The sequence below is a fragment of the uncultured Fibrobacter sp. genome (assembly GCF_937877005.1).
Classification (GTDB): domain Bacteria; phylum Fibrobacterota; class Fibrobacteria; order Fibrobacterales; family Fibrobacteraceae; genus Fibrobacter.
Window position 1 is genome coordinate 1 of the sequence record NZ_CALEFV010000163.1, and the last position, 21,697, is coordinate 21,697.

19 protein-coding genes and 1 tRNA gene are annotated in these 21,697 nt (G+C 52.2%); 6 read left to right on the plus strand and 14 right to left on the minus strand.

Going from position 1 to position 21,697, the window contains the following annotated elements:
- Positions 1–51: 51 nt before the first annotated feature.
- From Q0628_RS07800 to Q0628_RS07815, 4 genes are all read left to right on the plus strand, one after another.
- Complete coding sequence (locus tag Q0628_RS07800; protein ID WP_298769801.1) at positions 52–1,191, plus strand: fibrobacter succinogenes major paralogous domain-containing protein; 1,140 nt, start codon at positions 52–54, stop codon at positions 1,189–1,191.
- 386 nt (positions 1,192–1,577) lie between these two features.
- Positions 1,578–3,056, plus strand: a complete 1,479-nt coding sequence (gene ilvC, locus Q0628_RS07805; RefSeq protein WP_298769803.1) for a ketol-acid reductoisomerase — start codon at positions 1,578–1,580, stop codon at positions 3,054–3,056.
- A gap of 506 nt (positions 3,057–3,562) precedes the next feature.
- A complete protein-coding gene (locus Q0628_RS07810; RefSeq protein ID WP_298769805.1) occupies positions 3,563–5,164 on the plus strand; it encodes an EAL domain-containing protein in 1,602 nt (533 codons plus the stop codon).
- Positions 5,165–5,186: 22 nt separating this feature from the next.
- Positions 5,187–5,747: a deaminase gene (locus Q0628_RS07815; protein WP_298769807.1), complete on the plus strand. Its 561-nt coding sequence runs from the start codon at positions 5,187–5,189 to the stop codon at positions 5,745–5,747.
- A 17-nt stretch (positions 5,748–5,764) separates the two neighbouring features.
- Here Q0628_RS07815 and Q0628_RS07820 read toward each other — a convergent pair whose 3' ends face one another.
- From Q0628_RS07820 to Q0628_RS07860, 9 genes are all read right to left on the minus strand, one after another.
- Complete coding sequence (locus tag Q0628_RS07820; protein ID WP_298769809.1) at positions 5,765–6,886, minus strand: N-acetylmuramoyl-L-alanine amidase; 1,122 nt, start codon at positions 6,884–6,886, stop codon at positions 5,765–5,767.
- Complete coding sequence (gene smpB / locus Q0628_RS07825) at positions 6,886–7,356, minus strand: SsrA-binding protein SmpB (RefSeq protein WP_072976871.1); 471 nt, start codon at positions 7,354–7,356, stop codon at positions 6,886–6,888. Before smpB ends, Q0628_RS07820 begins: the two co-directional genes overlap by 1 nt.
- A 3-nt stretch (positions 7,357–7,359) precedes the next feature.
- The gene (gene obgE / locus Q0628_RS07830) at positions 7,360–8,457 is read right to left on the minus strand and encodes a GTPase ObgE (RefSeq protein WP_298769812.1); all 1,098 of its coding nucleotides are present in this window, start codon (positions 8,455–8,457) and stop codon (positions 7,360–7,362) included.
- Positions 8,457–9,419, minus strand: coding sequence for an N-acetyl-gamma-glutamyl-phosphate reductase (gene argC / locus Q0628_RS07835; RefSeq protein WP_298769814.1), 963 nt, complete (start codon positions 9,417–9,419; stop codon positions 8,457–8,459). The genes obgE and argC overlap by 1 nt, the downstream gene beginning before the upstream one ends.
- A 21-nt stretch (positions 9,420–9,440) precedes the next feature.
- Positions 9,441–9,938 (minus strand): YchJ family protein, encoded by a 498-nt coding sequence (locus Q0628_RS07840; protein WP_298769816.1) that lies wholly within the window; start codon positions 9,936–9,938, stop codon positions 9,441–9,443.
- Between the two features lie 179 nt (positions 9,939–10,117).
- Entirely contained in the window at positions 10,118–10,738 is a 621-nt protein-coding gene (locus Q0628_RS07845) for a methyltransferase (protein ID WP_298769818.1), read from the minus strand.
- Positions 10,732–11,808: a 23S rRNA (adenine(2503)-C(2))-methyltransferase RlmN gene (gene rlmN / locus Q0628_RS07850; protein ID WP_298769820.1), complete on the minus strand. Its 1,077-nt coding sequence runs from the start codon at positions 11,806–11,808 to the stop codon at positions 10,732–10,734. Before rlmN ends, Q0628_RS07845 begins: the two co-directional genes overlap by 7 nt.
- Before the next feature lie 83 nt (positions 11,809–11,891).
- Positions 11,892–12,266, minus strand: coding sequence for a helix-turn-helix transcriptional regulator (locus Q0628_RS07855; protein ID WP_298769822.1), 375 nt, complete (start codon positions 12,264–12,266; stop codon positions 11,892–11,894).
- Between the two features lie 344 nt (positions 12,267–12,610).
- Positions 12,611–12,684: transfer RNA gene (locus Q0628_RS07860), tRNA-Arg, on the minus strand.
- Between the two features lie 108 nt (positions 12,685–12,792).
- Between Q0628_RS07860 and Q0628_RS07865 the strand changes: the two genes are divergently transcribed.
- On the plus strand, positions 12,793–15,096 hold the full coding sequence (locus Q0628_RS07865) for a penicillin-binding protein 1A (RefSeq protein ID WP_298769824.1): 2,304 nt from the start codon (positions 12,793–12,795) through the stop codon (positions 15,094–15,096).
- A gap of 138 nt (positions 15,097–15,234) precedes the next feature.
- On the opposite strand, the gene groL is transcribed toward Q0628_RS07865, so the two are convergent.
- The 3 genes from groL to Q0628_RS07880 all read right to left on the minus strand — a co-directional run bounded on the left by groL (position 15,235) and on the right by Q0628_RS07880 (position 18,523).
- Positions 15,235–16,866, minus strand: a complete 1,632-nt coding sequence (gene groL / locus Q0628_RS07870) for a chaperonin GroEL (protein ID WP_298769826.1) — start codon at positions 16,864–16,866, stop codon at positions 15,235–15,237.
- A gap of 40 nt (positions 16,867–16,906) precedes the next feature.
- Complete coding sequence (gene groES, locus Q0628_RS07875) at positions 16,907–17,188, minus strand: co-chaperone GroES (RefSeq protein ID WP_173351992.1); 282 nt, start codon at positions 17,186–17,188, stop codon at positions 16,907–16,909.
- 276 nt (positions 17,189–17,464) lie between these two features.
- The gene (locus Q0628_RS07880; protein ID WP_298769832.1) at positions 17,465–18,523 is read right to left on the minus strand and encodes a hypothetical protein; all 1,059 of its coding nucleotides are present in this window, start codon (positions 18,521–18,523) and stop codon (positions 17,465–17,467) included.
- Positions 18,524–18,657: 134 nt separating this feature from the next.
- Between Q0628_RS07880 and Q0628_RS07885 the strand changes: the two genes are divergently transcribed.
- A complete protein-coding gene (locus Q0628_RS07885) occupies positions 18,658–19,374 on the plus strand; it encodes an OmpA family protein (protein ID WP_298769834.1) in 717 nt (238 codons plus the stop codon).
- A 53-nt stretch (positions 19,375–19,427) separates the two neighbouring features.
- Here the strand turns inward: Q0628_RS07885 and Q0628_RS07890 are convergent, their stop codons facing one another.
- Together Q0628_RS07890 and Q0628_RS07895 are read right to left on the minus strand one after the other, a co-directional pair.
- Entirely contained in the window at positions 19,428–20,264 is an 837-nt protein-coding gene (locus Q0628_RS07890) for a S1-like domain-containing RNA-binding protein (RefSeq protein WP_298769836.1), read from the minus strand.
- A gap of 40 nt (positions 20,265–20,304) precedes the next feature.
- Positions 20,305–21,697 (minus strand): glycoside hydrolase family 9 protein (locus Q0628_RS07895; protein WP_298769838.1); only part of this gene is annotated, 1,393 nt, incomplete at its 5' end.

Here is a 21,697-nt window from a genome sequence, read left to right on the forward strand (position 1 = left end):
ATAATTATATTTTCGCCAGGAAAATTAAGCCATTAGGGCGAAGGAGACTTTATGAAAAAGATTTTTGTGGCGCTTTGCATGGTGGCGTTCCTGGCAGCGTGTGATGATTCGTCGTCGGCATCTGCAGGGGCGAATGACGAACCGGGTGTTGAATCGTCTTCTTCGAGTAGTGGCAAGGCTGGTGAGCCAGCCGAAGTGACGTCATCTAGCAGTGAAAAGGCGAAGTCTTCGTCAAGCGACACCCAGAGCGATGTGAAACAATCCAGTTCTAGCGAAAAGACGGGGAAGTCTAGTAGTAGTTCAAAAGATATTGGGACGAGTAGTAGCTCCGAATCGGAGAAAGTGTCGTCTAGTTCGGTAAAGTCGGAATCTTCGTCTTCTGTTGAAAATTCGCAGTCGTCTAGCAGTGACAAAACGAGTGTGTCCAGCAGCAGTGAGAGTGTAGAGCCTTTTAGCAGTTCTGCAGGTAAGGTAAATTGTCCGGCACTTTTGGAAGGTGAAACGGGTTGGAGTTGGGATGTGCCGAAGGAGTGCCGTTTCAACCCAGATATTACCTATGGTTCCATGACCGATGAACGAGATGGTAAGGTTTACAAGACTGTGATAATCGGCACCCAGGTGTGGATGGCAGAGAATCTTAATTACTATGATGCCGCGGATTTAAACGTGAAGGAAAAGAGTTGGTGCTTTGGAAAGAGTGATAATGGGGATAGCACTACCTGCGATGTGTCTGGCCGCCTTTACACCTGGGCAGCGGCTATGGATAGCGTTGGCGCATGGAGCACGAACGGCAAGGGCTGCGGCGACGGCAAGACTTGCACGCTCACCGCGACGGTCCAGGGCGTTTGTCCCGAGGGTTGGCATCTGCCAAGTTTTAGCGAATGGTATACCCTGTTCACGGCGGTGGGTGGTTCAACTCCGGGTAAGGTTCTCAAGTCGCAGACGGGTTGGAATAGCGATGGCAACGGCACGGATGCCTTCGGTTTTGCCGCCTTGCCTGCTGGCCTCAGGGGCGTCAGGAACTACGATGTCTACTTCCTCCACGATGGCGGCTACGCGTCCTTCTGGAGTTCTACAGAGAACAGTAGCGACCTCGCGTACAGCATGCTCTTGGACTACATCTCCGCCGATGCGGGCCTGGGCAACGCCAGCAAGGGCCTCGCGTTCTATGTTCGCTGTCTTCGGGACTAGCAGTGAGGCGAGTGCAGCGCAGAAATGCTGGCGTTTCTGCATTGCCGAGCCGAGCAGCGAGGGACTACATAGTAGTCCCCTAGCAGGGCGCATGGATTGCTTCACCCCTGTTCGGGGCTCGCAATGACATAATTCGGGGTTTTAGGGGCGGAGCCACTAGGCGTGGGGGTGGAGTAGGACGCGGCGTGCCGCGGCTGCAAACAGGGGGACTCTTCCCCCTTTTGTGTAATTCGGGACTGGATTCTTCGTTTCGTGCTTCGCACTTCATTCAGAATGACGTTTTTTGCACTTTTCTTGCGCGATTCCTAATCACTAACCACTAACCACTAACCACTAAAATGCTATCTTTCCCCCCGGAAACATTCTAATTAACAGAGGTTCAAAAAATGAATTATTTCAATTCTATCCCTATGCGTCGCCAACTCGAAGAAATTGGCCACTGCCGTTTCATGGAACATTCTGAATTCAGCCGTGGTGTTGAAGCCCTCAAGGGCAAGAAGATCGTGTTCGTCGGTTGCGGTGCCCAGGGTCTCCATCAGGGTCTTGACCTGCGCGATAGCGGCCTCGACGTCTCTTACACGCTCCGCAAGGAAGCCATCGAACAGAAGCGCCAGTCCTGGAAGAACGCTACTGAAAATGGCTTCAAGGTCGGTACCTACGAAGAAATGATTCCGGATGCAGACCTCGTTTGCAACCTCACACCGGACAAGCAGCACCACAACGTGATTCCGGCCATCATGAAGCTCATGAAGAAGGGCGCCGCCCTCTCTTACAGCCACGGCTTCAACATCGTTGAAGAAGGCCAGGAAATCCGTAAGGACATCACGGTAATCATGGTCGCCCCGAAGGGCCCGGGTTCCGAAGTCCGTAGCGAATACGTTCGCGGTTTCGGTATGCCCTGCCTTATCGCAGTGCACCCGGAAAACGACCCCGAAGGTAAGGGTTGGGACTACGCCAAGGCTTACGCCGCTGGCCTCCATGCCGACCGTCCGGGCGTTCTCGAAAGCTCTTTCGTCGCCGAAGTGAAGTCCGACCTCATGGGCGAACAGACCATCCTTTGCGGTATGCTCCAGACCGGCACCATCCTTTGCTACGACAAGATGGTCAAGGAATTCGGCGTTGAACCGGCTTACGCAGTCAAGCTGCTCCAGTACGGTTGGGAAACCATTTCCGAAGCCCTGAAGCATGGTGGCATCACCAACATGATGGACCGTCTTTCCAACCCGGCCAAGATCCGCGCAACGGAACTCGCCGAAAAGATGAAGGTCATCATGAAGCCGCTCTATCAGGAACACCAGGACAACATCATCTCCGGTAAGTTCTCCAGCACCATGATGGTCGACTGGGAAGCCGGCGACAAGGATTTGCTCAAGTGGCGTGGCGAAACGGGCGAACTCGAATTCGAAAAGGTCGAAGCTACCGACAAGGTCATCACCGAACAGGAATACTTCGACCGCGGCGTTCTCATGACCGCCATGATCAAGGCCGGTGTGGAACTCGCATTCGAAACCATGTGCTCCGTGGGCATCAAGCCGATGAGCGCCTACTACGAATCCCTCCACGAGACTCCGCTTATCGCCAACCTCATCGCTCGTAAGAAGTTGTACGAAATGAACCGCGTGATCAGCGACACCGCCGAATACGGTTGCTACCTGTTCGCCAACAAGTGCGTGCCTCTGCTCGCCGACTTCATGAAGAACGAAGTGAAGAAGGACGACATCGGCGCTATCTACGGCGAAGGCAAGACCACCGCTGTGGATAACGAAGAACTCATCAAGGTGAACAAGAACATCCGTCAGCATCCGGTGGAAGAGGTCGGAGCTTGGCTGCGTGAACGCATGTCCGGCATGACCCGCGTCGTGTAACCTTCGCAATACGGCATCACGATTTGGCTCACGTACGTTTTAGTACGCTACGCCAAATCGTTCTTTGTCTTGCTCGGTTCCACTTAGCGGATAAATATTCACGTACGTTTGTGAGCAAGAAACGCCTCGTATTAACGAGGCGTTTTTGCTACCTTTGGACACTTGGCCTTTTATACGACTCTTAGTGCTTTAGCACTTAGTGGAGTTATGCCCTTTGGGTAAGGCCTTAGTGTACATGGCCACCTTTAGGTGGGAGTGAGGCGATGTCGTTGGTTCTTTTGCGATAGAGCCGAACGGTCTTGTTAGCCCGTCGCAGCGATGCGGCGGTTTTTTCTGTATGCAATTTGATTTTGTATAGAGTTGTCCTTAGGGTGACAAGATTCTTCGTGGTGAATAATCCATATTGGAATAGCGGGTCTGTAATAAAGGTTGCGAATGTGTTTTTTTTGTTTCGCATAGTGTAAAAAAAGTATATGTTTCTAAAGGATAGGGATTGAGGTTACTTTATGGTGAGTTTTCGACAGATTTCGGAGTCGTTCGAATCGGCGATTCAAAAAGAGGAATTCCAGGTATATTGCCAACCTCAGTTTAACCATTCTACGGGGGCGCTAATTGGTGCCGAGGCCCTTGTTCGCTGGAATTCCGACAAATTCGGCTTTGTCTCGCCGGCAGACTTTATACCGGCTCTTGAAGAGATGAGCCTGATTCCGACGCTTGATTTTTTTGTCTTTGAACGCGTTTGCCGGTTCCTTCGCAAATGCATTGATTCCAACAAGGCGCTGGCCCATATTTCCGTAAACATGTCTCGTAATGACATTCTTTGCCCGGACTATATAGATCAAATCGATGCAATTCGTCAGAAATATGATGTTCCCACGAAGTTGATTCATGTAGAGTTGACAGAAACGGTTGCCGTGACGGGATTTCAGTTGGTGATGGAGGCTATCGAGAAACTGCATAATCTTGGCTATACGGTTGAGATGGATGATTTCGGCAGTGGGTATTCTTCGTTGAATATCTTGAAGGATATTGAATTTGACGTTCTGAAGCTGGATCTGAAATTCATCAATGGAGCTATTGGCAACGAGCGTGGTGGCACCATATTGACATCTGTAGTCCGTATGGCAAAGTGGCTAAAGCTTCCTGTCATTGCCGAGGGTGTAGAGACGGTAGAACAGGCTGATTTCCTCAAAAGTGTGGGATGCGACTACATTCAGGGGTATCTGTACTCCAAGCCTATTCCCATGTCGGAATATGAGAAGATGCTAGATGGCGCCTCTGTGGGTGTGATGGTTCCCCAGATGAATATCGACCAGTTTGTGGATGCGGGCAAGTTCTGGAATCCGATTTCCATGGAAACTCTAATATTCAGTAACTTTGTGGGTCCGGCAGCCATTGTGGAACTTCGTATGGGCGAAAATTGCTCGATGGAAGTATTGCGGGTGAACCAGAAATATGTCCGTGAGTTGGGAATGAACCTATCCGAGGCTGAAATTATCTCGCTGAATCCATGTAGCGTTTTAGATCCCCAAAGCCAAAAGATATACAAGGAAGCCTTGGAACGTGCGGCGGCAACTCGCGAGGAACAGGAATGTGAAACTTGGCGTAATATCAGTTCCGAGTGTTGCGGCACGGAACGTTTCTGTATCCGCAGTTCTATCCGGTTGATAGGCGAAAGCAAAGTCAGTCGTCTATTTTACGTGATGATTCGTAATATCACAAACGAAAAGAATGTACTTCGGGAAATGCTCGATACGGAACGCCGTTTCAAGGCGGCCAGCGAGCAGGCCAATATCTACTTCTGGGAATATACGGTGGCTACCAAGGAAATGCGGCCCTGTTTCCGTTGCCAGCGCGACCTGGGTTTGCCTCCATTAGTCCGTAACTATCCGGAACCGGTCATCGCGAACGGAATTTTCCCGGCGGACTATGCGGACATGTACCGAGATTGGCATCGGCAAATTGATAACGGAGTTGCGAGCGTGGAAGGGATTATACCCTTGACGCCTAATAGAATCCCGTTCCATATCCGTTATACGACAGAATTCGATGAGAATGGCCGCCCCGTGAAAGCCTATGGATCCGCCACCCTGGTGGTGGACAAGTAGCGGTTCTTGCTATATTTAAGATATGAATAATTCTAATGCTCGCAGCAAGCTTCGTGACGAAGTCTATACCCAGATGATGTGCGCTCAGGCGCGCCTTTCCAAGGACCAAAACACCCAGATGGGTGCCGTGCTCGTGTCGGCAGATGGTCGCGTTATTAGCACGGGATACAACGGCGCTCCGGCCGGTTTCGATGATGATACGGTTCCCTACACCCGCGAAAAGCAGCTGCTCGCTTATGACTTGCTTGATGCCGATTCTGGCGAACTACTAAGTCACCATGAGTTCGAAGCGAATAAGTACCCCTTCATGGTGCATGCCGAAATAAATGCATTGCATTATGCCCGTGGTAAGGTGCCTCCAGGATCCAAGCTTTACGTAATCGGTTTTCCGTGTGAACGCTGTGCTCTGGATGTGAGCCTTTCGGGAGTAGCAGAAGTGTTCGTAACCAAGGATGATTACGATCCGAAGTCGACGCTAAACAACAGCCGCGATACAGCCTACTATATGTTCGCTCAGGCGGGTATCGTGGTGACTCTGTGCGGCAAGCGCATCCGTCCGGTTGTCTCTAAACCCAATAAGTAACTAGAGCTTGATGGGGGCTACTCTCTTCCGAGAGTTTCCCTGTAGCTATGTACGGCGGCTTTGTAATTCTGGACCGCTTTTGAAATGCGTTCAGCGATATCCTTCTGACCGCTGTTTGTCATCATGTAGGCTTCGTCTTCGGGATTGCTGATGAACCCGATTTCGAATAGCACGGCGGGCATGAGCGCGCCGACAAGCACCATGAATCCGGCACCGCCGACACCACCGCCTTGACGCTTGATTTTACCGTCATCAAAAGCCTTGAGCATTTCTTCGGTGAACATGTAGCTGTTCTGCTTGTATTTTTCAAGGCGCGCTTCGAGCTTGAACCATTCGATGGGGGAAAGTTCTTCCTTGGCATTCTTTTCGCCGTAGAGTGTGGCCACCTTGTTTTCGCGACGGGCTATCGCCTTGTCTTCTTCGCTTTCGGGGGCGCGCAGTACGTAGACATGGAATCCCTTGATTTGCTTTTTGCGTTCAGGGGTTGCGTCGATTGCGTTGCAGTGTAGGCTGATGAACAGGTCGCCATCCCACTGGTTTGCGAGGTTGGCACGTTCACCGAGTTCGATAAATACATCTTTGTCGCGAGTCAGCTTGACCTTGAAACCTTCTTTTTCGAGTTCTTTTTTCAGGAGTTTTCCGACTGAGAGGACGATGTCCTTTTCCTGGGACTTGCCTCCGAGTGCACCGGAGTCCTTTCCGCCGTGGCCTGGATCGATTACGATGGTCTTGACTTCGCGAGTGCCGGCTGTTTCGTTCTTGGGCTTTGTGGCGACAGGAACTGCTGCTTTTGCAGGAGTGGTTGTGGGGGCGGCTGCGGGGGCAACCGGTGCGGCTTGCGCGTTATCGGTCTTGTATAGGCTTGCGACATCTGCTGAATCGAGCAGAATGTGACCGTCCCAGATCTCGGGAGCATGCTTCAGTTCGACCGAATTCCCATGCGTGTAGACGAAGGGGAGGCCGATGGCGAACTTGAGCGTATCGCTTTCGCCTACGAGCAGGAAAGTCTTTTGAACGGGGAACCAGTGGAAACTGGCCTTATGTTCCTTGGCGACTTGTTCGGCATCAACCTTGTTGCTAGCCCAGGCAGAAGCTGCGAGAGCGACGCAAAGGAGAATGAGCCAAACAAGGTTTCTCATTATTTATGCGCCTTTGCCGCACGGGCCATTTCGAGTTTTGCGTCGCGGTTGATGATGTCCTGACGCTTGTCGCGCTGGTCTTTACCGCGGCAGATTCCCATTTCGAGCTTGGCGCGGCGATTCTTGAAGTAGAGCTTCAGGGGGATGAGCGTGCAGCCCTTCTGCTCCTTGGCCTTGCGCATCTTGGCGATTTCGTGCACATGGGCGAGGAGCTTGCGGCGCCTAGCAGGGAAATGGTTGAAACGGTTCGCGAAAAGGTATTCGTCGATGTGCGCACCCACGAGCCAGATTTCATTCTTGCTCTCGTCGATGTCGATCCACGCTTCGCCCAAGGTGCACTTGCCATCGCGTATAGACTTGACTTCCGAACCGATGAGCATGATACCTACTTCGAAGGTTTCGTCGACAAAGTAGAGATGGTTTGCCTTGCGGTTTACGATGACCGGAGTGCTCTGTTCCTTTTTCGCCATTCGTTAAGCCTTCTTCTTGCTTCGGGCGGTTTTGGCGCTGGTAGACTTGCTCTTTGCGATTTTCTTGCCGGTACCATCGATGCCGGTGGTAGCGCTGCTGAGTTTCTTGCTTTCCCAGCCGACCTTTTTCTTCTGGGCATGCGGAACGGCGTCGTCCAGAGCCTGCATCAGTTCCTTGCATCCATCGCCGTTCATGGCTGAGGTAACGATGACGGCTTCCTTGTGGGCCTTGAACTGCTTGATCGCTTCGTCGATGCCGAGGTCGCACTTGTTGAGGGCGATTACGTAAGGCTTCTTGGCGAGCTTCGGGTGGAATGCCTTGAGTTCTTCCTTAAGGACGCTGAATTGTTCGTAGGCGTTTTCGGCAAAGCCGTCGATTACGAACAACAGAGTGTGCGTACGTTCGATGTGCTTCAGGAATTGGTGGCCGAGGCCCTTGCCTTCGCTGGCGCCTTCGAGTAAACCCGGAATGTCTGCGACTACGAAGCTGTGGCCATTCATCTGCACGATGCCGAGCACCGGTTCGAGGGTGGTAAACGGATAGTCACCGACTTTCGGGCGGCCGCTCGAAATCTTGTTCACGAGGCTCGACTTGCCTGCGTTCGGGAATCCGACGAGGCCCACGTCTGCCATAAGCTTGAGTTCCAAGAAAAGTTCGCGCTTTTCGCCTTTTTCACCGGGAGTGCACTTGCGCGGGGCCTGATTTGCGGGTGTCGCAAAATGCTGGTTGCCCATGCCGCCTTTGCCACCGCGAGCCGCAATCCATTTTTGGCCGGGTTCAGTAAGGTCTGCTAGGATTCGGCCTTCGGCATCCTTCACGATGGTTCCGCGCGGGACGTCCACGATCAGGTCTTCGGCGCTGCGACCGGTGCAGCGCTTCGCGCCGCCGGGCTGTCCGCTCTGGGCTTTGTACAGGCGAGCGTTACCCATGTCGAGGAGTGTCGAGAACTGTTCGTTCACCTGCAGAATCACGTGGCCGCCGCGACCGCCGTCACCGCCGTCCGGGCCTCCGAGGGGTACGAACTTTTCGCGGTGGAAACTGCAAATGCCATCGCCGCCCTTGCCGGAGCGAACTTCAATTGATTTTTCGTCTAGGAACATTAAAGGCTAATTCCTTCGTCTAGCCCGAGGGCGATATTCATGTTCTGGATGGCGGCGCCGCTGGCGCCCTTGCCCAGGTTGTCGATGATGGTAGTCACCTGCATCACGTTCTCGTTGCCGAACACCTGGATGCGGGCATTGTTCGTGTCGTTACAGACGGTGGCGTCAAGGCGGCCGTTGAACAGCACGGGGGCAGCTTCATAGGGCATCACCTTCACAAAGCGGGAACCTTCGTAATGCTTGGCGAGAATTTCGGTGAGGTCTTCGGGGCCGACTTTCTTGGTGAGTTCTTTCGCGAAGATAGCGACGGTCACCGCCATGCCCTTGTAGTAGGGGCCGAGCACCGGGTTGAAGAACGGCGTGTTTTCGAGTTCGCAGTACTTCTTCATTTCGGGGAGGTGCTTGTGAGCAAGCGCTAAAGCGTACGGGGCCGGAGCCATGATGGCCTTCGATTCGCCGGCCTTATGTTCCATAGAGGAGGCTTCTTCGTATTCGGCAATCAGCTTCTTGCCGCCGCCGGAATAACCGGTGATGCTGTAGGCGGCAAGGTTTGCGCTCTTCGGGAGGATGCCTGCGGCAACCAGCGGGTGAACGCCCAGGATAAATCCCGAGGCGTGGCAGCCGGGGTTTGCAATGCGCTTGGCCTTCGCGATGGCTTCACGCTGGGCGGGGCTGAGTTCCGGCATCCCGTAGGTCCAGCCGGGGTTTACGCGGTGCGCGGTAGAGGCGTCAATCACGCGGGTGTTCGGATTTTCGCAGAGGGAGGCACTTTCGACTGCGGCTGCATCGGGCAGGCACAGGAACGTCACGTCGGACTCGTTGATGAGTCGCTTGCGTTCGTTAATGTCTTTGCGGAGTTCGGGAGAAATGCGCAACACTTCGATGTCGGTGCGCTTTGCGAGTCTCTCATAAATCTGCAGGCCAGTGGTACCTGCTTCGCCATCTACGAATATCTTAAACATGGTTTCTCTTTCGTCTTTCGTCTATTTACCAGCGCCGCAGCACTTCTTGTACTTCTTGCCGGAGCCGCACGGGCACGGATCGTTTCGGCCAACGACCGGACCTTCGTGACGGACAGTTTCCTGCTTCACGGCACGACCGTCGTAGAAGAACCATGCGCCGCCGACCTTATGGAATTCGCCGAGCTCGTGGTGGTTACGGGTGATGTTGCCCTGCTTGAAGCGTGCGATGAATTCGACCCAGCCGATGTTCTTTTCTTCTTCGGTCTTGGTCTGCTTGATTTCGATGCCGAGCCATTCGGAGTCCTTGCTCCAGGCGGTCACGCTCGGTTCGTCGAAGTCGCTACGCTGGGTGGCTTCGAGGGATTCCTTGAGCCAGCCGATTTCCTGCTTCACGTAAGCGGTGTAGCGGGAACGCATTAGGGCTTCGGGGCTTTCTGCGAGAGCCTTTTGCTTGATAATCGGTTCACAACATTCGCAGTATTCCTTACCGGAACCGCAGGGGCATAAATCTTTTGCCATAATTCAATCCTTGTGTCTTCGTTGAAGCGGCTTGGCCGCGTTAAAAATTTGATGAAAAAATAGAAAAAATTGAAAGAGAATACACTCTGTTTAGTTGGCTTGCTTACAAAAAAGACGAGAGTTTCTTATTCTCTCGTCTCAAATCTGTAGCTCGCGGAGCGAGCGTTCTCTCGTCTAGCCTACAGACACTTTTTGAGGAGCCAGAATTCTTCCTTGCCTTCGCGACCGGGGAGGCTGTTTACAGCCGGAATGCGTTCGACGATGTCGAAAACGCCATCAAGACGAGCCATGAGTTCACCTTCGCTCGTGCAGTGTGGAGGGCCTTGCAGCGTCTTGCCGTTCAAGAGAGGGTACAAGAAAAGAATTAGCAGTCCGTCGTCCTTCATCATCTTGTAACAGACTTCGAAGAATTCATCGCGACGGCCCGGATGGATTGCCGTAAAAGTACAGTAGTCGTAGACGATGTCAAAAAGTTGTCCACCACGTTTCTGGTCTTTCGGGGAAAGCGTGAAAAGGTCAAGGTCGAGCGAACGCAGGTTCTTGAGCTTGCGGCTCAGGTGGTCCAGTTCGTCTACAGCGGTTGGCGCAAAATCGACTGCCAAGACGTCGTGGCCGCGCAGGGCCCAAGCTTCGGCATCGTAGCCAAAGCCTGCACCGGGAACTAGAACTGAGCCTGTGGCGGGGCAGGAAGGATTCTTGAAGAATTCAAGAAGGGCGGGGGTTGCCTTCTTGATATTCCAGTAGTCCTTGCCGTCGGCGTAGAGGTTGTCCCAGAATTCCGGGAGGTTTTGTGTTAGCATGTTTTACCATCCTTATTTTTATACGCGAGCTGTCCGCATGCAGCAAGAATGTCCCTGCCGCGCGGATTTCGAATCGTGATTTGAATTTCTGCAGCCCTAACCATCGCCAAAAAATCTTCTACTTGTTCAGGGGTGGGAGCGTGTAGCGTGGGGTCGTCACCGTCGTTTAGAACGATGGCGTTCACCTTGACGCGCCGCGGTGCGCAGATGCGGATAAGTTCTTTCGCTGCTTTCGGCGTACAGGTGATATCCTGAATCAAGACGAATTCAAAGGTTACATAATTATCGGTTCTACGAATGTATTCGTCAACCGCTTCCAAAAGCTTTTCGATGGGCCAAGTCTTGTTGACGGGCATGACGGACGAACGGTATTCGTTGTTCGTGCTGTTTAGGCTTACGGCGAGGCAACAGGGCGTGTTCCTGTCGACGAGTTCCTTGATTTTTGGAACCACGCCGGAGGTGCTTACTGTCATACGCTTCGAACCCATATTGAATAACTTCTGGTTATGAAGCGTGCAGCAGACACGGTGAACATTTTCGAGGTTGTTGAGAGGTTCTCCCATTCCCATAAAGATGATGTTCGTAACCTGGGCAGTTTTGCCTTCCTCGTTTAAAAGTCCCGAATCTTTCAGGTACCAGTTTACGTTGATGATTTCTTCGAGAATTTCACCCGCTTCAAGATTTCTGGTGAAGCCCATTTTGGCAGTACGGCAAAAAGCGCAATTCATTGCGCAGCCCACTTGGGTAGAAACGCAGACGGAGTAACGACCGTTTGCAGGAATCATCACGGTTTCAATATGGTGACCATCGGTTGTCTTGAAGAGCCATTTGACGGTGCCGTCGACCGATTCGGCGCGTTGCTCCTCGGTAAGAGAGCGCAACTCGAACTGCTTGGCGAGTTTTTCACGCAGAACGGGGGAGATGTTTACCATCTCGTCATAGGTCTTGACTTGTTGGCAAAATAGCCATTTTTGAATCTGATCGGCACGAAACGGCTTTTCTTCCACCTCGCGAAGCCAAGCCTTGAGCTCGTCTTCGGTGAGCGTTTTTATGTTTCTCTGCCAGTCCATCGGGGCTAAAAGATAGCAAAAAAACACTTTTTTGTTAAGGGTAAAAAAAGCTCTAGTGCCGGTCAGAAAGGCTACGATTTAGGCTATTTCGGACGCTGTTTGCGAAGGTATTTCGGTAAACCGGCCTTCTTGTCTGCGGCCATGGGAATGTCCTTAGTGTTGTAGTAATCCCCGGTTTCGAAAAGGCGATAGAGCCTATCAACCTCTTTAAAGAATTCTGATAGGGTTAAATCGTAGGCACCGAGAATAGTGCTCAGTGTCAGGATTGAAGGCTGTCTTTTGCCGCCTTCAACTTGTGATATGAATTGTCGTGTGATGCTTGTTTCCATAGATAGTTTTGTTTGGGTTATGCCGCGGCTGTGACGGTTTGATAGAAATAGGAATCGGATCACTTCCTGAAGTATTTTTTGCTTGTATACCATCTTGTTCCCTTTTGTTGGGTATGTTGATTTACCCATAACCGTACTCCCTGCATGTAATTTTAGTATATGGAAAAAGGAATCGTGCAAACAATTATGGACGTCTGTTGAAAAAGTTTTTTAACTTTTTCAAGAAAAACCATTTTTTTCGTAAAAAAAGAAAGACGTCTCACTTGTCGTGAAACGTCTTCTTTCTGCGGGTGCCAGGACTCGAACCTGGAGCAGTTTGAAGACCGAACAGGCAAAATCTCTCAAAAAACATTATCTAGGGCCTGTACTCTCGCCTTCACGACTGTTCGTGAAGGCTCACGACGGCTCCAGTTTCTCGCCTGCTATCAACAAAAAAAGAAAAGGCCGATCTTACCGATCAGCCTTTCCTTTTCTGCGGGTGCCAGGACTCGAACCTGGAGCCTTTTGGTTCGTAGCCAAACGCTCTATCCAGTTGGGCTACATCCGCTTGTTGTGTGCCCAAATATAGCTTTATAAGCTGTTTTGTCAAGGGTGTCTAGATAAAAAAGTTAAAGTTTTTTCTATCTTTTCGCAAAATTCTTATTAATAAAGAACCATGAATAAAGTGAAAAACATATTAAAGGCAGTTCTTAGGGTTTTAAAGGGGTGGTTCACTGACCGCAAGGTGGTCAAGTGGCTGATTATTTTTGCCATTCCTGTGGTGGCTGTATTCGTGGCCGTTATTGCTGTGTACAACCATTTTTCGCCAGAACTACCTTCGCTTTCGCAGCTGGAGCAAATCAATCCGAAGCTTGTCACGAACATTTACGACATGAACGGAAAAATCGCTCATGAGTATTATGTTGAACGTCGCGAATGGACGAGCTTTGATTCCATTCCGGAAAATGCAATCCATGCCGTGATGGCAACGGAAGACCGGGCTTTCTTTAGCCATTGGGGAATGAATGTCTGGGCGATTCCTTCAGCGATTATGGAAAGTGTCTTGTCCGGTAAGAAACTCCGTGGAGCCTCTACCTTGACCCAGCAGCTGACCAAACTTCTTTTCCTGACTCCGGAACGTACGATTTCCCGTAAGATCAAGGAAATGATGACGGCTATCCGCATCGAGCAGACTTATACGAAAGAGGAAATCCTTGAATTCTACATGAACGAGGTCTATCTCGCCGGCGGCAACTATGGTTTCCAGGCGGCGGGTAAGTTCTATTTCGGTCGTTCACTCGATAGTTTGACCATTCCTGAATATGCCGTGCTGGCCGGTATGCTGCAGCGGCCTGAGGCTTATCGCCCCGACCGTCACCCGGAGGCCGCTCTTGAACGCCGCAATACGGTGCTGTATGCGATGCGTGATGCAGGCTATATTACCGATGATGAGTATCATGAGTACATAAAGACTCCGATTACGCTTGCCGAAAAGGAAGTGTCCAATGAATCGGGGCTTTACTTCTATGAAGAAATCCGCAAGTACATGGAAAAGAAATATGGCGAAAACTCCTTGTACGCTGATGGCGTGTCCATCAATTCCACAATCGATCCTGATATCCAGGCGTATGCCGATAGCGTAGCCCGTGTCCAGGTTGAAAAGGTTCGTCGCCGTGTCAAGTATCGTGCAACCCGTCGTCTTTACCTGACCAAGAAGTACAATATGCCTGAGGACAGCGTTGTCGCTCATTTTGATAGCGTGTACACCTTGTTCAAGAAGGAATACCTTGCCGATGACTTGAAACGCGATGCAAAACACCGTCGTTTCCCGGACAGTATCCTCTACCATCATCCTGAAATTGCCGCCATTCTTATTGAAAATGAGACAGGCGCCATTCGTGCAATGGTTGGCGGTTCCGACTTTAACAAATCCCGTTGGAATCGTGCCGTACAGTCCCTGCGTCAGCCGGGTTCTTCGTTTAAGCCGATTGTGTATGCGACGGCCATGGACAATGGTGCTAGCCCTTGCGACTCCGTGAATGACCAACCGGTGAGTATTCCCGATCCGGATGACAAGGACAAGAATAAGGTTTGGCGTCCGGCGAACTTTGAACACGACTTCGAAGGCATGATGACATTACGCCGCGCTCTCTATCGTTCCAAGAATCTGCCTGCTATTTTGACGGGCATGAAGTACGGCTTGAACAATGTTGTGAACTATGCCCGCAAGTTCGGCATCGTCCGAGCTCCGCTGATGGCCGTTCCAAGCTTGGCGCTAGGCTCGGTCGGAGCAACTCTCATGGAAATGACCTCCGCGTATACGGTGTTCCCGAATGGAGGAAATCGCATCGAACCATACATGATCGAATCAATTGTCGACCGCAATGGAGAGGTGATTGAACGAAATTCAAAGGTGGAACACGAAGTGCTGCGTCCAGCATCGGCTTATCTGATGGTGGATATGCTGAAGGATGTGAATGTGCGCGGTACGGCGGCTCGAGTATGGGCGAGTGGCTTTACGCACCCGAGTGGTGGCAAGACTGGAACGACCAACGATTATACGGACTGCTGGTACATTGGTTTTACCAAACAGTATACCATGGGCGTATGGGTTGGCTCCGATAGTCCGGGCACCATGGGTGCTGGACACACGGGAACGGAAGACGCTTTGCCGGTTTGGATCGCCACCATGAAGCAGTTGCATAAGGATTTGCCGCGTAAGCCGTTCCCTGTTCCATCGGGCGTAGTGAGTCGCGGAATCTGTAACCACACGGGTAAGGTGGCGGGTGAGTTCTGTTCCGAAAAAACCTACTGTCTCTATACGGCGGGTTATGCTCCGACGGAAACCTGTGACGGTAACCATTTCGAAGTGAAAACCAAGTCGGCTGATGATGCGACTTTGTTCAGCAACAAGGGGGCAAGCACGGCTCCGAAATCTAGCAATGGTCCTGCCAAGAAGAATACTCGCAAGATGTTCTAACGCGAATCTTTCAGTAGCGTAAAAATCTTAAAAGAAAGCCGTGATATCTCGCGGCTTTCTTTTTTCCTGCATGGTTGTGTCCAAAAAAATTCCCGGTTCAAAATGAACCGGGAATCCATAAGGAGAAGAATCAATAAATTACATCATGCCGCCCATGCCCATGGACGGATCCATGGCAGGAGCTGCCGGCTTCGGTTCCTTCTTTTCTGCGATTACGCAGTCCGTGGTAAGAATCATCGAAGCGATGGAAGATGCATTCTTGAGAGCCGTGCGGGTCACCTTGGCCGGGTCAATCACGCCAGCCTTGATGAGGTCTTCGTAGGTGTCAGTCTTGGCGTTGTAACCGAAGCTGTCCTTGCCTTCCTTCACCTTGTTCACCACGACAGAGCCTTCGAGGCCAGCATTCTGGACAATCTGACGGAGAGGTTCTTCGATAGCGCGGCGAATGATGGCGGCACCAGTCTTCTGGTCGGCGTTATCGAACTTGAGGGCGTCAATAGCCTTTTCGGCACGGATGAGGGCAACGCCACCACCCGGAACGATACCTTCTTCGACGGCGGCGCGAGTTGCGTGCATAGCGTCGTCGACGCGGTCCTTCTTTTCCTTCATTTCGACTTCGGTAGCAGCACCGACCTTGATTACGGCAACGCCGCCAGCGAGCTTGGCCAAACGTTCCTGAAGCTTTTCGCGGTCGTAGTCGCTGGTGGTAGCTTCGATCTGCTTCTTGATCTGGGCGATACGGCCCTTGATAGAAGCGGCGTCACCGGCACCTTCGACGATCGTGGTGTTGTCCTTCGTGATAGTGATGGACTTGGCCTGGCCGAGCACGGTCACCGGAGCGTCTTCGAGCTTAGCGCCAGTGTCTTCGGAAACCAGCATACCGCCAGTGAGGATAGCGATGTCTTCGAGCATGGCCTTACGACGGTCGCCAAAGCCCGGAGCCTTGACGGCAGCAACCTTCAGGGTGCCGCGCATCTTGTTCACAACCAGCGTTGCGAGAGCTTCGCCATCGACGTCTTCGGCGATGATGAGGAGGGACTTGCCCTGCTTTGCCACGTGTTCGAGCATCGGCAGCAAATCCTTCATGGTAGAAATCTTCTTGTCGTACAGCAAGATGTACGGATTTTCGAGGGCCACTTCCATGCTGTCGGTGTTAGTGACAAAGTACGGAGAGAGGTAGCCGCGGTCGAACTGCATCCCTTCGACAACGTCGAGAACGGTTTCAGCGGTCTTGGATTCTTCGATGGTGATCACACCGTCGTTACCGACCTTTTCCATAGCGTTGGCGAGGAGTTCGCCAATTTCGGGGTCGTTGTTTGCAGAAATCGTTGCGACCTGGGCAATGTGTTCCTTGCCGTTGATCTTCACGGCCATCTTGCCGATTTCTTCGATGACGGCGTCAACTGCAGCATCCATACCGCGCTTGATGTCCATCGGGTTTGCGCCGGCGGCCACGTTCTTGAGGCCTTCGCGAGTAATAGCCTGGGCGAGCACGGTAGCGGTGGTGGTACCGTCACCGGCAGCGTCGCTCGTCTTGTTGGCGACTTCCTTGGCCATCTGGGCGCCGAGATTTTCGTAGGCGTCTTCCAGTTCCACTTCCTTAGCGACAGACACGCCGTCCTTGGTGACGTTCGGGGCACCGAAGGCCTTTGCGATCATCACGTTGCGGCCCTTAGGACCGAGGGTGACCTTGACTGCGTTGGCGAGTTTGTCGACACCCTTCATCAGGGATTCGCGAGCTGCTACATCAAACTTAAGTTGCTTTGCCATTGTTGTTTTCCTTTTTATTTAAAACCTTTGTGTTGCGCGATTAGAGCGTTGCGAAAATGTCGGATTCCTTCACGATCAGGTAGTTTTCGCCATCGACGGAGACTTCCGTTCCGCTGTACTTGCCGTAAAGCACCACGTCGCCGACCTTGACTTCCATGGCGACGAGTTCACCCTTGTCGTTCTTGCGGCCCGGGCCCACTGCCACGACCTTACCCTGCATCGGCTTTTCCTTGGCGTTGTCCGGAATAAAAAGACCCGAAGAGGTCTTCTGTTCGGCTTCTGCCGGCTTGACGACGATTCGATCTGCAAGAGGCTTAATCATTTTTTAGTTTCCTTTTTTTTGCGGACCCAGGGGTCCATTGTTTGAATTTCTTAGTCCAGTTTGGACTATTTTTTTGCTTCGCCTATAATAAGCAATATCCGTGCCAATCAAAAATGGAGAGAAGGACCTCGAAAAGGGGCTTTTTAGGGGAATATTGGAACTTTATTAGTATCATTTTGAAACTATCAAAGATGTTTGTATGGATGTGTTTAAAAATGAAACAAAAAAAAGACCGTGGGCGTTCGCCGACGGTCCTTTTCCTAAAGGGGGGGGGCTTTACTTGATGGTGCTGGTCAGGCGAAAGGCGAGTCCTACGTCGCTCATTTCATTTTCGCTATACACGCTGAACTGCAACTTTGACTTGCCGATGCTCTTGACCCAGGCGACGGTCCATGCCCAATCGTCGTAGGTGCCCTTCGGGGCCAAGTACAGGTTGTCGCGCTTGTTGATGTATTCCCATTCGACCATGAGGTTGCTCATGAGAGTATTCATGATGCCGGACTTGGGGGCTAGATCAAGGCCCAGGTAGAAGGGCTGGAAATAGATGCCCGGCTGGTAGTATTTCGATTCGGGAGCGATATAGTTGTCGGCTTCTGTATTGAGATCGTCATCCTGCGTGTAGATCATGGCGTATTCGCCATAGGCGCGCAGAATCGGGAGAACATTGTAGCTGGCGTAAGCGGCCATGCGGTGAGTCACGAAGGCGGTGTTCTGAACCACGTCGATAAGGTTTGCGCGGTAGGCGACTTTGACTTCAAGCGGGAAGGTGAACTTCATGTCGTCTTCGACACGGATGTAGCCCTGGTTGGCGGTGCCGTTCTTTGCGGCGACCATGGCGTTCAATTGGTTCAGGCCGCTCTTCCAGCCGAGTTCAACGGCGTTGTGGCTGTAGTCGCGCATCCAGAGACCGCGCTTGGTGAGGTCCTTGTCCACGTAAGTACCGAAGTGGGTGGACTGAGACCAGTCTGTCTTCCAGCGACCCATCTTGAGGTTCAACTGGTCATTCTCGCCGAGTTTCCATTTGTAGTTGACCCAGTACAGGTCGGCCAAAATCTTGTCGTAGCTGGAGGTCTTGCCGTCGCCATCCTTGATCTTGTTGCCAAATTCGGGAGCGAATATGCGGAGCATGATGGTTCCGTCAAGATTTTCGCTCTTGTACTGGCCGCCGATGTTGGCGCGGATCCAGCCGCTGCTGAAGTTGTTGTCTTCGTCGGCGATGGACTTGGTAACCTGCGTCTGCACATTGCCCTTGAGGGTCATGTTGTCGGAAGCGTCGGTGGCAAATGCGGAAATGCTCATGGCGAGGGCCGCTGCGACAATTTTACGGAATTTCATGGATGCTCCTTGAAAAGTTTCGTTTCGGGGCAAAATTTAGAATAATAACGCCCTTTTGCAAGCTATATTTGTCTTCGATTTTCTACTTTTGTTCCGCATTTTGTGGGGCGGAGTTGTTCCTTATAGGGAGTATTATGAAAAATTCTTTTTTTAAGGTTTCGATATTGCTGATTCCCCTGCTCTGGGTTCCTGTCGCGGCAAGGGATCTCGCTCCGAACAAGACGCATGCTGTACTGAATGTTACCTATACCAATTACGATGACGTGCCCCAGATCAAGAAAAGACTCGTTTTTGTGGGACAGAACAAGCCCAAGAACAAGATTACGGTGACGACGGACATGTATGGCGAAGCGAGCTTCTTGATTCCTCGCGAGGATACGTATACGATTCTTTGTGAAAGCCTGACGGGACCTTTTGAATGCGGAAACACTCCCTATGTCTCTCTTACGGCGAGTTCCGGCGGTATTACGGTAGTATTCGATGACACTCGTGCCGAATTGACTGGAGTGACTTTCAAGGCGGGAAGTGCCGAGCTGGTTCCTAGTTCTCTCAAGACACTGGATGCCGCTATCGCCGGGCTAAAAAGGAATCCCAAGGCGAAGGTTGAGATTCAGGGGCATACGAGTTCCGAAGGTGATGATGGCATGAACCAGCGTCTTTCAGAGGAACGCGCCTATGCCGTGTTGCAGTATATGGTTGCCAAGGGGATAGACAAGAGTCGCCTGTCGGCTTCCGGCTATGGTTCCAGTCAGCCCAAGGCTGACAACAGCACTGAGGCGGGACGTAAGGAAAACCGTCGCATCGAGCTTCGCGTTCTGAACGAAGGTGAAGTTTCCGTTGAGTACAAGTAAAAAAGGCCGCTTAAGCGGCCTTCTTCGTAAATGAATTTCGAAGGTGTCGTGAATCAGCGGGTTGACCTGAATCCGTCATCCCCGAGCACGATTTTTCCTTCACGGAAAAGGGTTCCTAGGATTTTTTTGAAGGTTTTCTTGGACATGCCGAATTCGCGGCGAATCTCTTCGGGATCGCTGTGGTCTCCGTAGGGAAGGAAGCCGCCCGCTTCTTCGAGCTTTTGCATGACGGCGGCAGGGCTTTCACTCTTCATGATTCCCTTGTAGCCCACGGGAGTAAGGTTCAGGGTAATCTTGCCGTCTTCGGTGAATCGCTGGATATAGCCCACCATGGTGTCGCCGATGTAGATGCGCGGCGTGTTGGGGGTGACCATGAGGCGGCCCGTGTAGCGGTAATCTACCAGAAAATCGATATGGTCGCGGGAGACTTCGTAGGCGGCGAGCTGGACTTTTTGGCCCAGGTGCAGTTCCGAGGTATCAGGGTCCAGGAAACTCTTGATTTTTTCGGTTGCCACGATACGGTTGCTCTTTTCGTCTTCAAGAATGAAGACTACGCAACGGTCGCCGCGCCTGAGTTCGCCGAGCTGCTGCTTGTAGGGGAGGAACAGGTCCTTGTTCAGCCCCCAATCCAGGAAGGCGCCGATGCGGTTCACGTCCTTGACTTCGAGCACGGCGAATTCGCCGACGGTAGCGTATGGCTTGTCGAGGGTCGCTATGGGGCGGTCTTCGGAATCCATGTAGACAAATACGTCGAGGACTTCGCCTTCTTCAAGTGTGAATTCCTCTTTTTTGCCGGGAAGCAGCACGCGCCCGCCAGTTTCAAGTTCTAGGTAGTAGCCCTGGGGCATGATTTCTTCTACCCGGGCGCGATTGTATTTGCCTAATTCCATGGGGGACCTTCCGTTCAAGTGATGACGCAAAGATAGTAATCTACTTCACCATGATTTTCTTTGCGCCAAGTCCAGGGACTTGTACCAGGTACACTCCGCTGTTGATGCGGGAAAGATCGAGGGTGGCCTTTCCCCCGGTCAACGGGGTTGAAGAAACCTGTTTGCCGTGGAGATCGATGACATGGACGATGGACTTGCCGGAAGCGTTCACTAGGAGCGTCTTGCCGTTCAGCTGTATGCCAAATTGGTTCTGAACCAGTGATTTTGGGGCTATGGATGCAACCGGTTGGATGTTGACGATTGCCTCGTCATAGCGGGTCGCGAGAGCCATCAGGTACCAGGTGCTGTGCGGAAGCCACTGCTCGATCCAACGCCAGTTGTTCCAGGGCTCGTCGGCAGGGAGCCCCACATAGGCGACGCCGTCGTCATCCCAGGCGATTTGCGAACCGTCCTTGTTTCTTCCGGTAATGCCGTTGGCGATACCGCCCTTGAGGGTTGCGTCGTAATTGGACTGACCGTCGTATTTCTCGGGGACTTTTGTGCCGAAACCGTACATCATGCAAGTGCTGTAGGGGTTCTTGCCCAAGATCCAGTCAAGCTGGTCGGTTGCGTACTTGTCGACCGATTCGTCGCTGTTCTCGCCTAGTGCGTGGATGGCGTAGATGGAGGCCGCGGCAAGGCTTGCGATACGAGCGTCTTCGCCCTGCCACCAGTAGCCGCTCTCGTTGTCGTGCGGGATAAAGAAGCCGTCCTTGATAGAGCCCTGCGTCTTGTAGGTCTGGCGAGCGTAGCCGAACGGGTTTTCTACCTTGTTCGTAATACCGACAAGCCAATCCAGATGCGCCTTGATGGCATTCAAGGCCTGTTGCGCATTGAAATTGTAGCAGGGCGCCCCAAGCATATCTACGCAGGCCCAATCGATAAGATCAGCTGACGACGACACCGTAATCTTGCTTTCAATTTCGGCATAGCGGACAAGCGCTACCAGCGGGAGGCCCGCATCGCTCGCATGCCAGAACGGACGCGTCTTAGCGTCATCGCTCCAGAAATATCCATCATCGCTCAAGCGGTTAATAAGATTCTTCGCACGTGCGCGTGCATCCTTCAGGTAGTCCACCTTCTCGGTCGCCGCGTAGAGTTCCGTCGCCGCAAGGAGCGCCGTGTAGTCGTCAATGATGTTTTCCTTGCCGTCGTCACAGTAGGCGCAGGACTTGCCGATACCCTGCTTTTCAGAAAGATGCGCGTATGCCTTTTCTGCTGCGGCCAGGTACTGTTCGCTGGTATAGTCTCCCTTCACGCCGAGTTTCGAAACGCGTGCAAGGCCAGCAATCGCCATGCCGCCGCCTTCGCGGAAGGCCGTCTGGTAGTTGGCGCTTTTATCTCCATCGGAGCCGCTAAAGGCGCACAGGTAGCGGCTTCCCATGCCCCAGTTG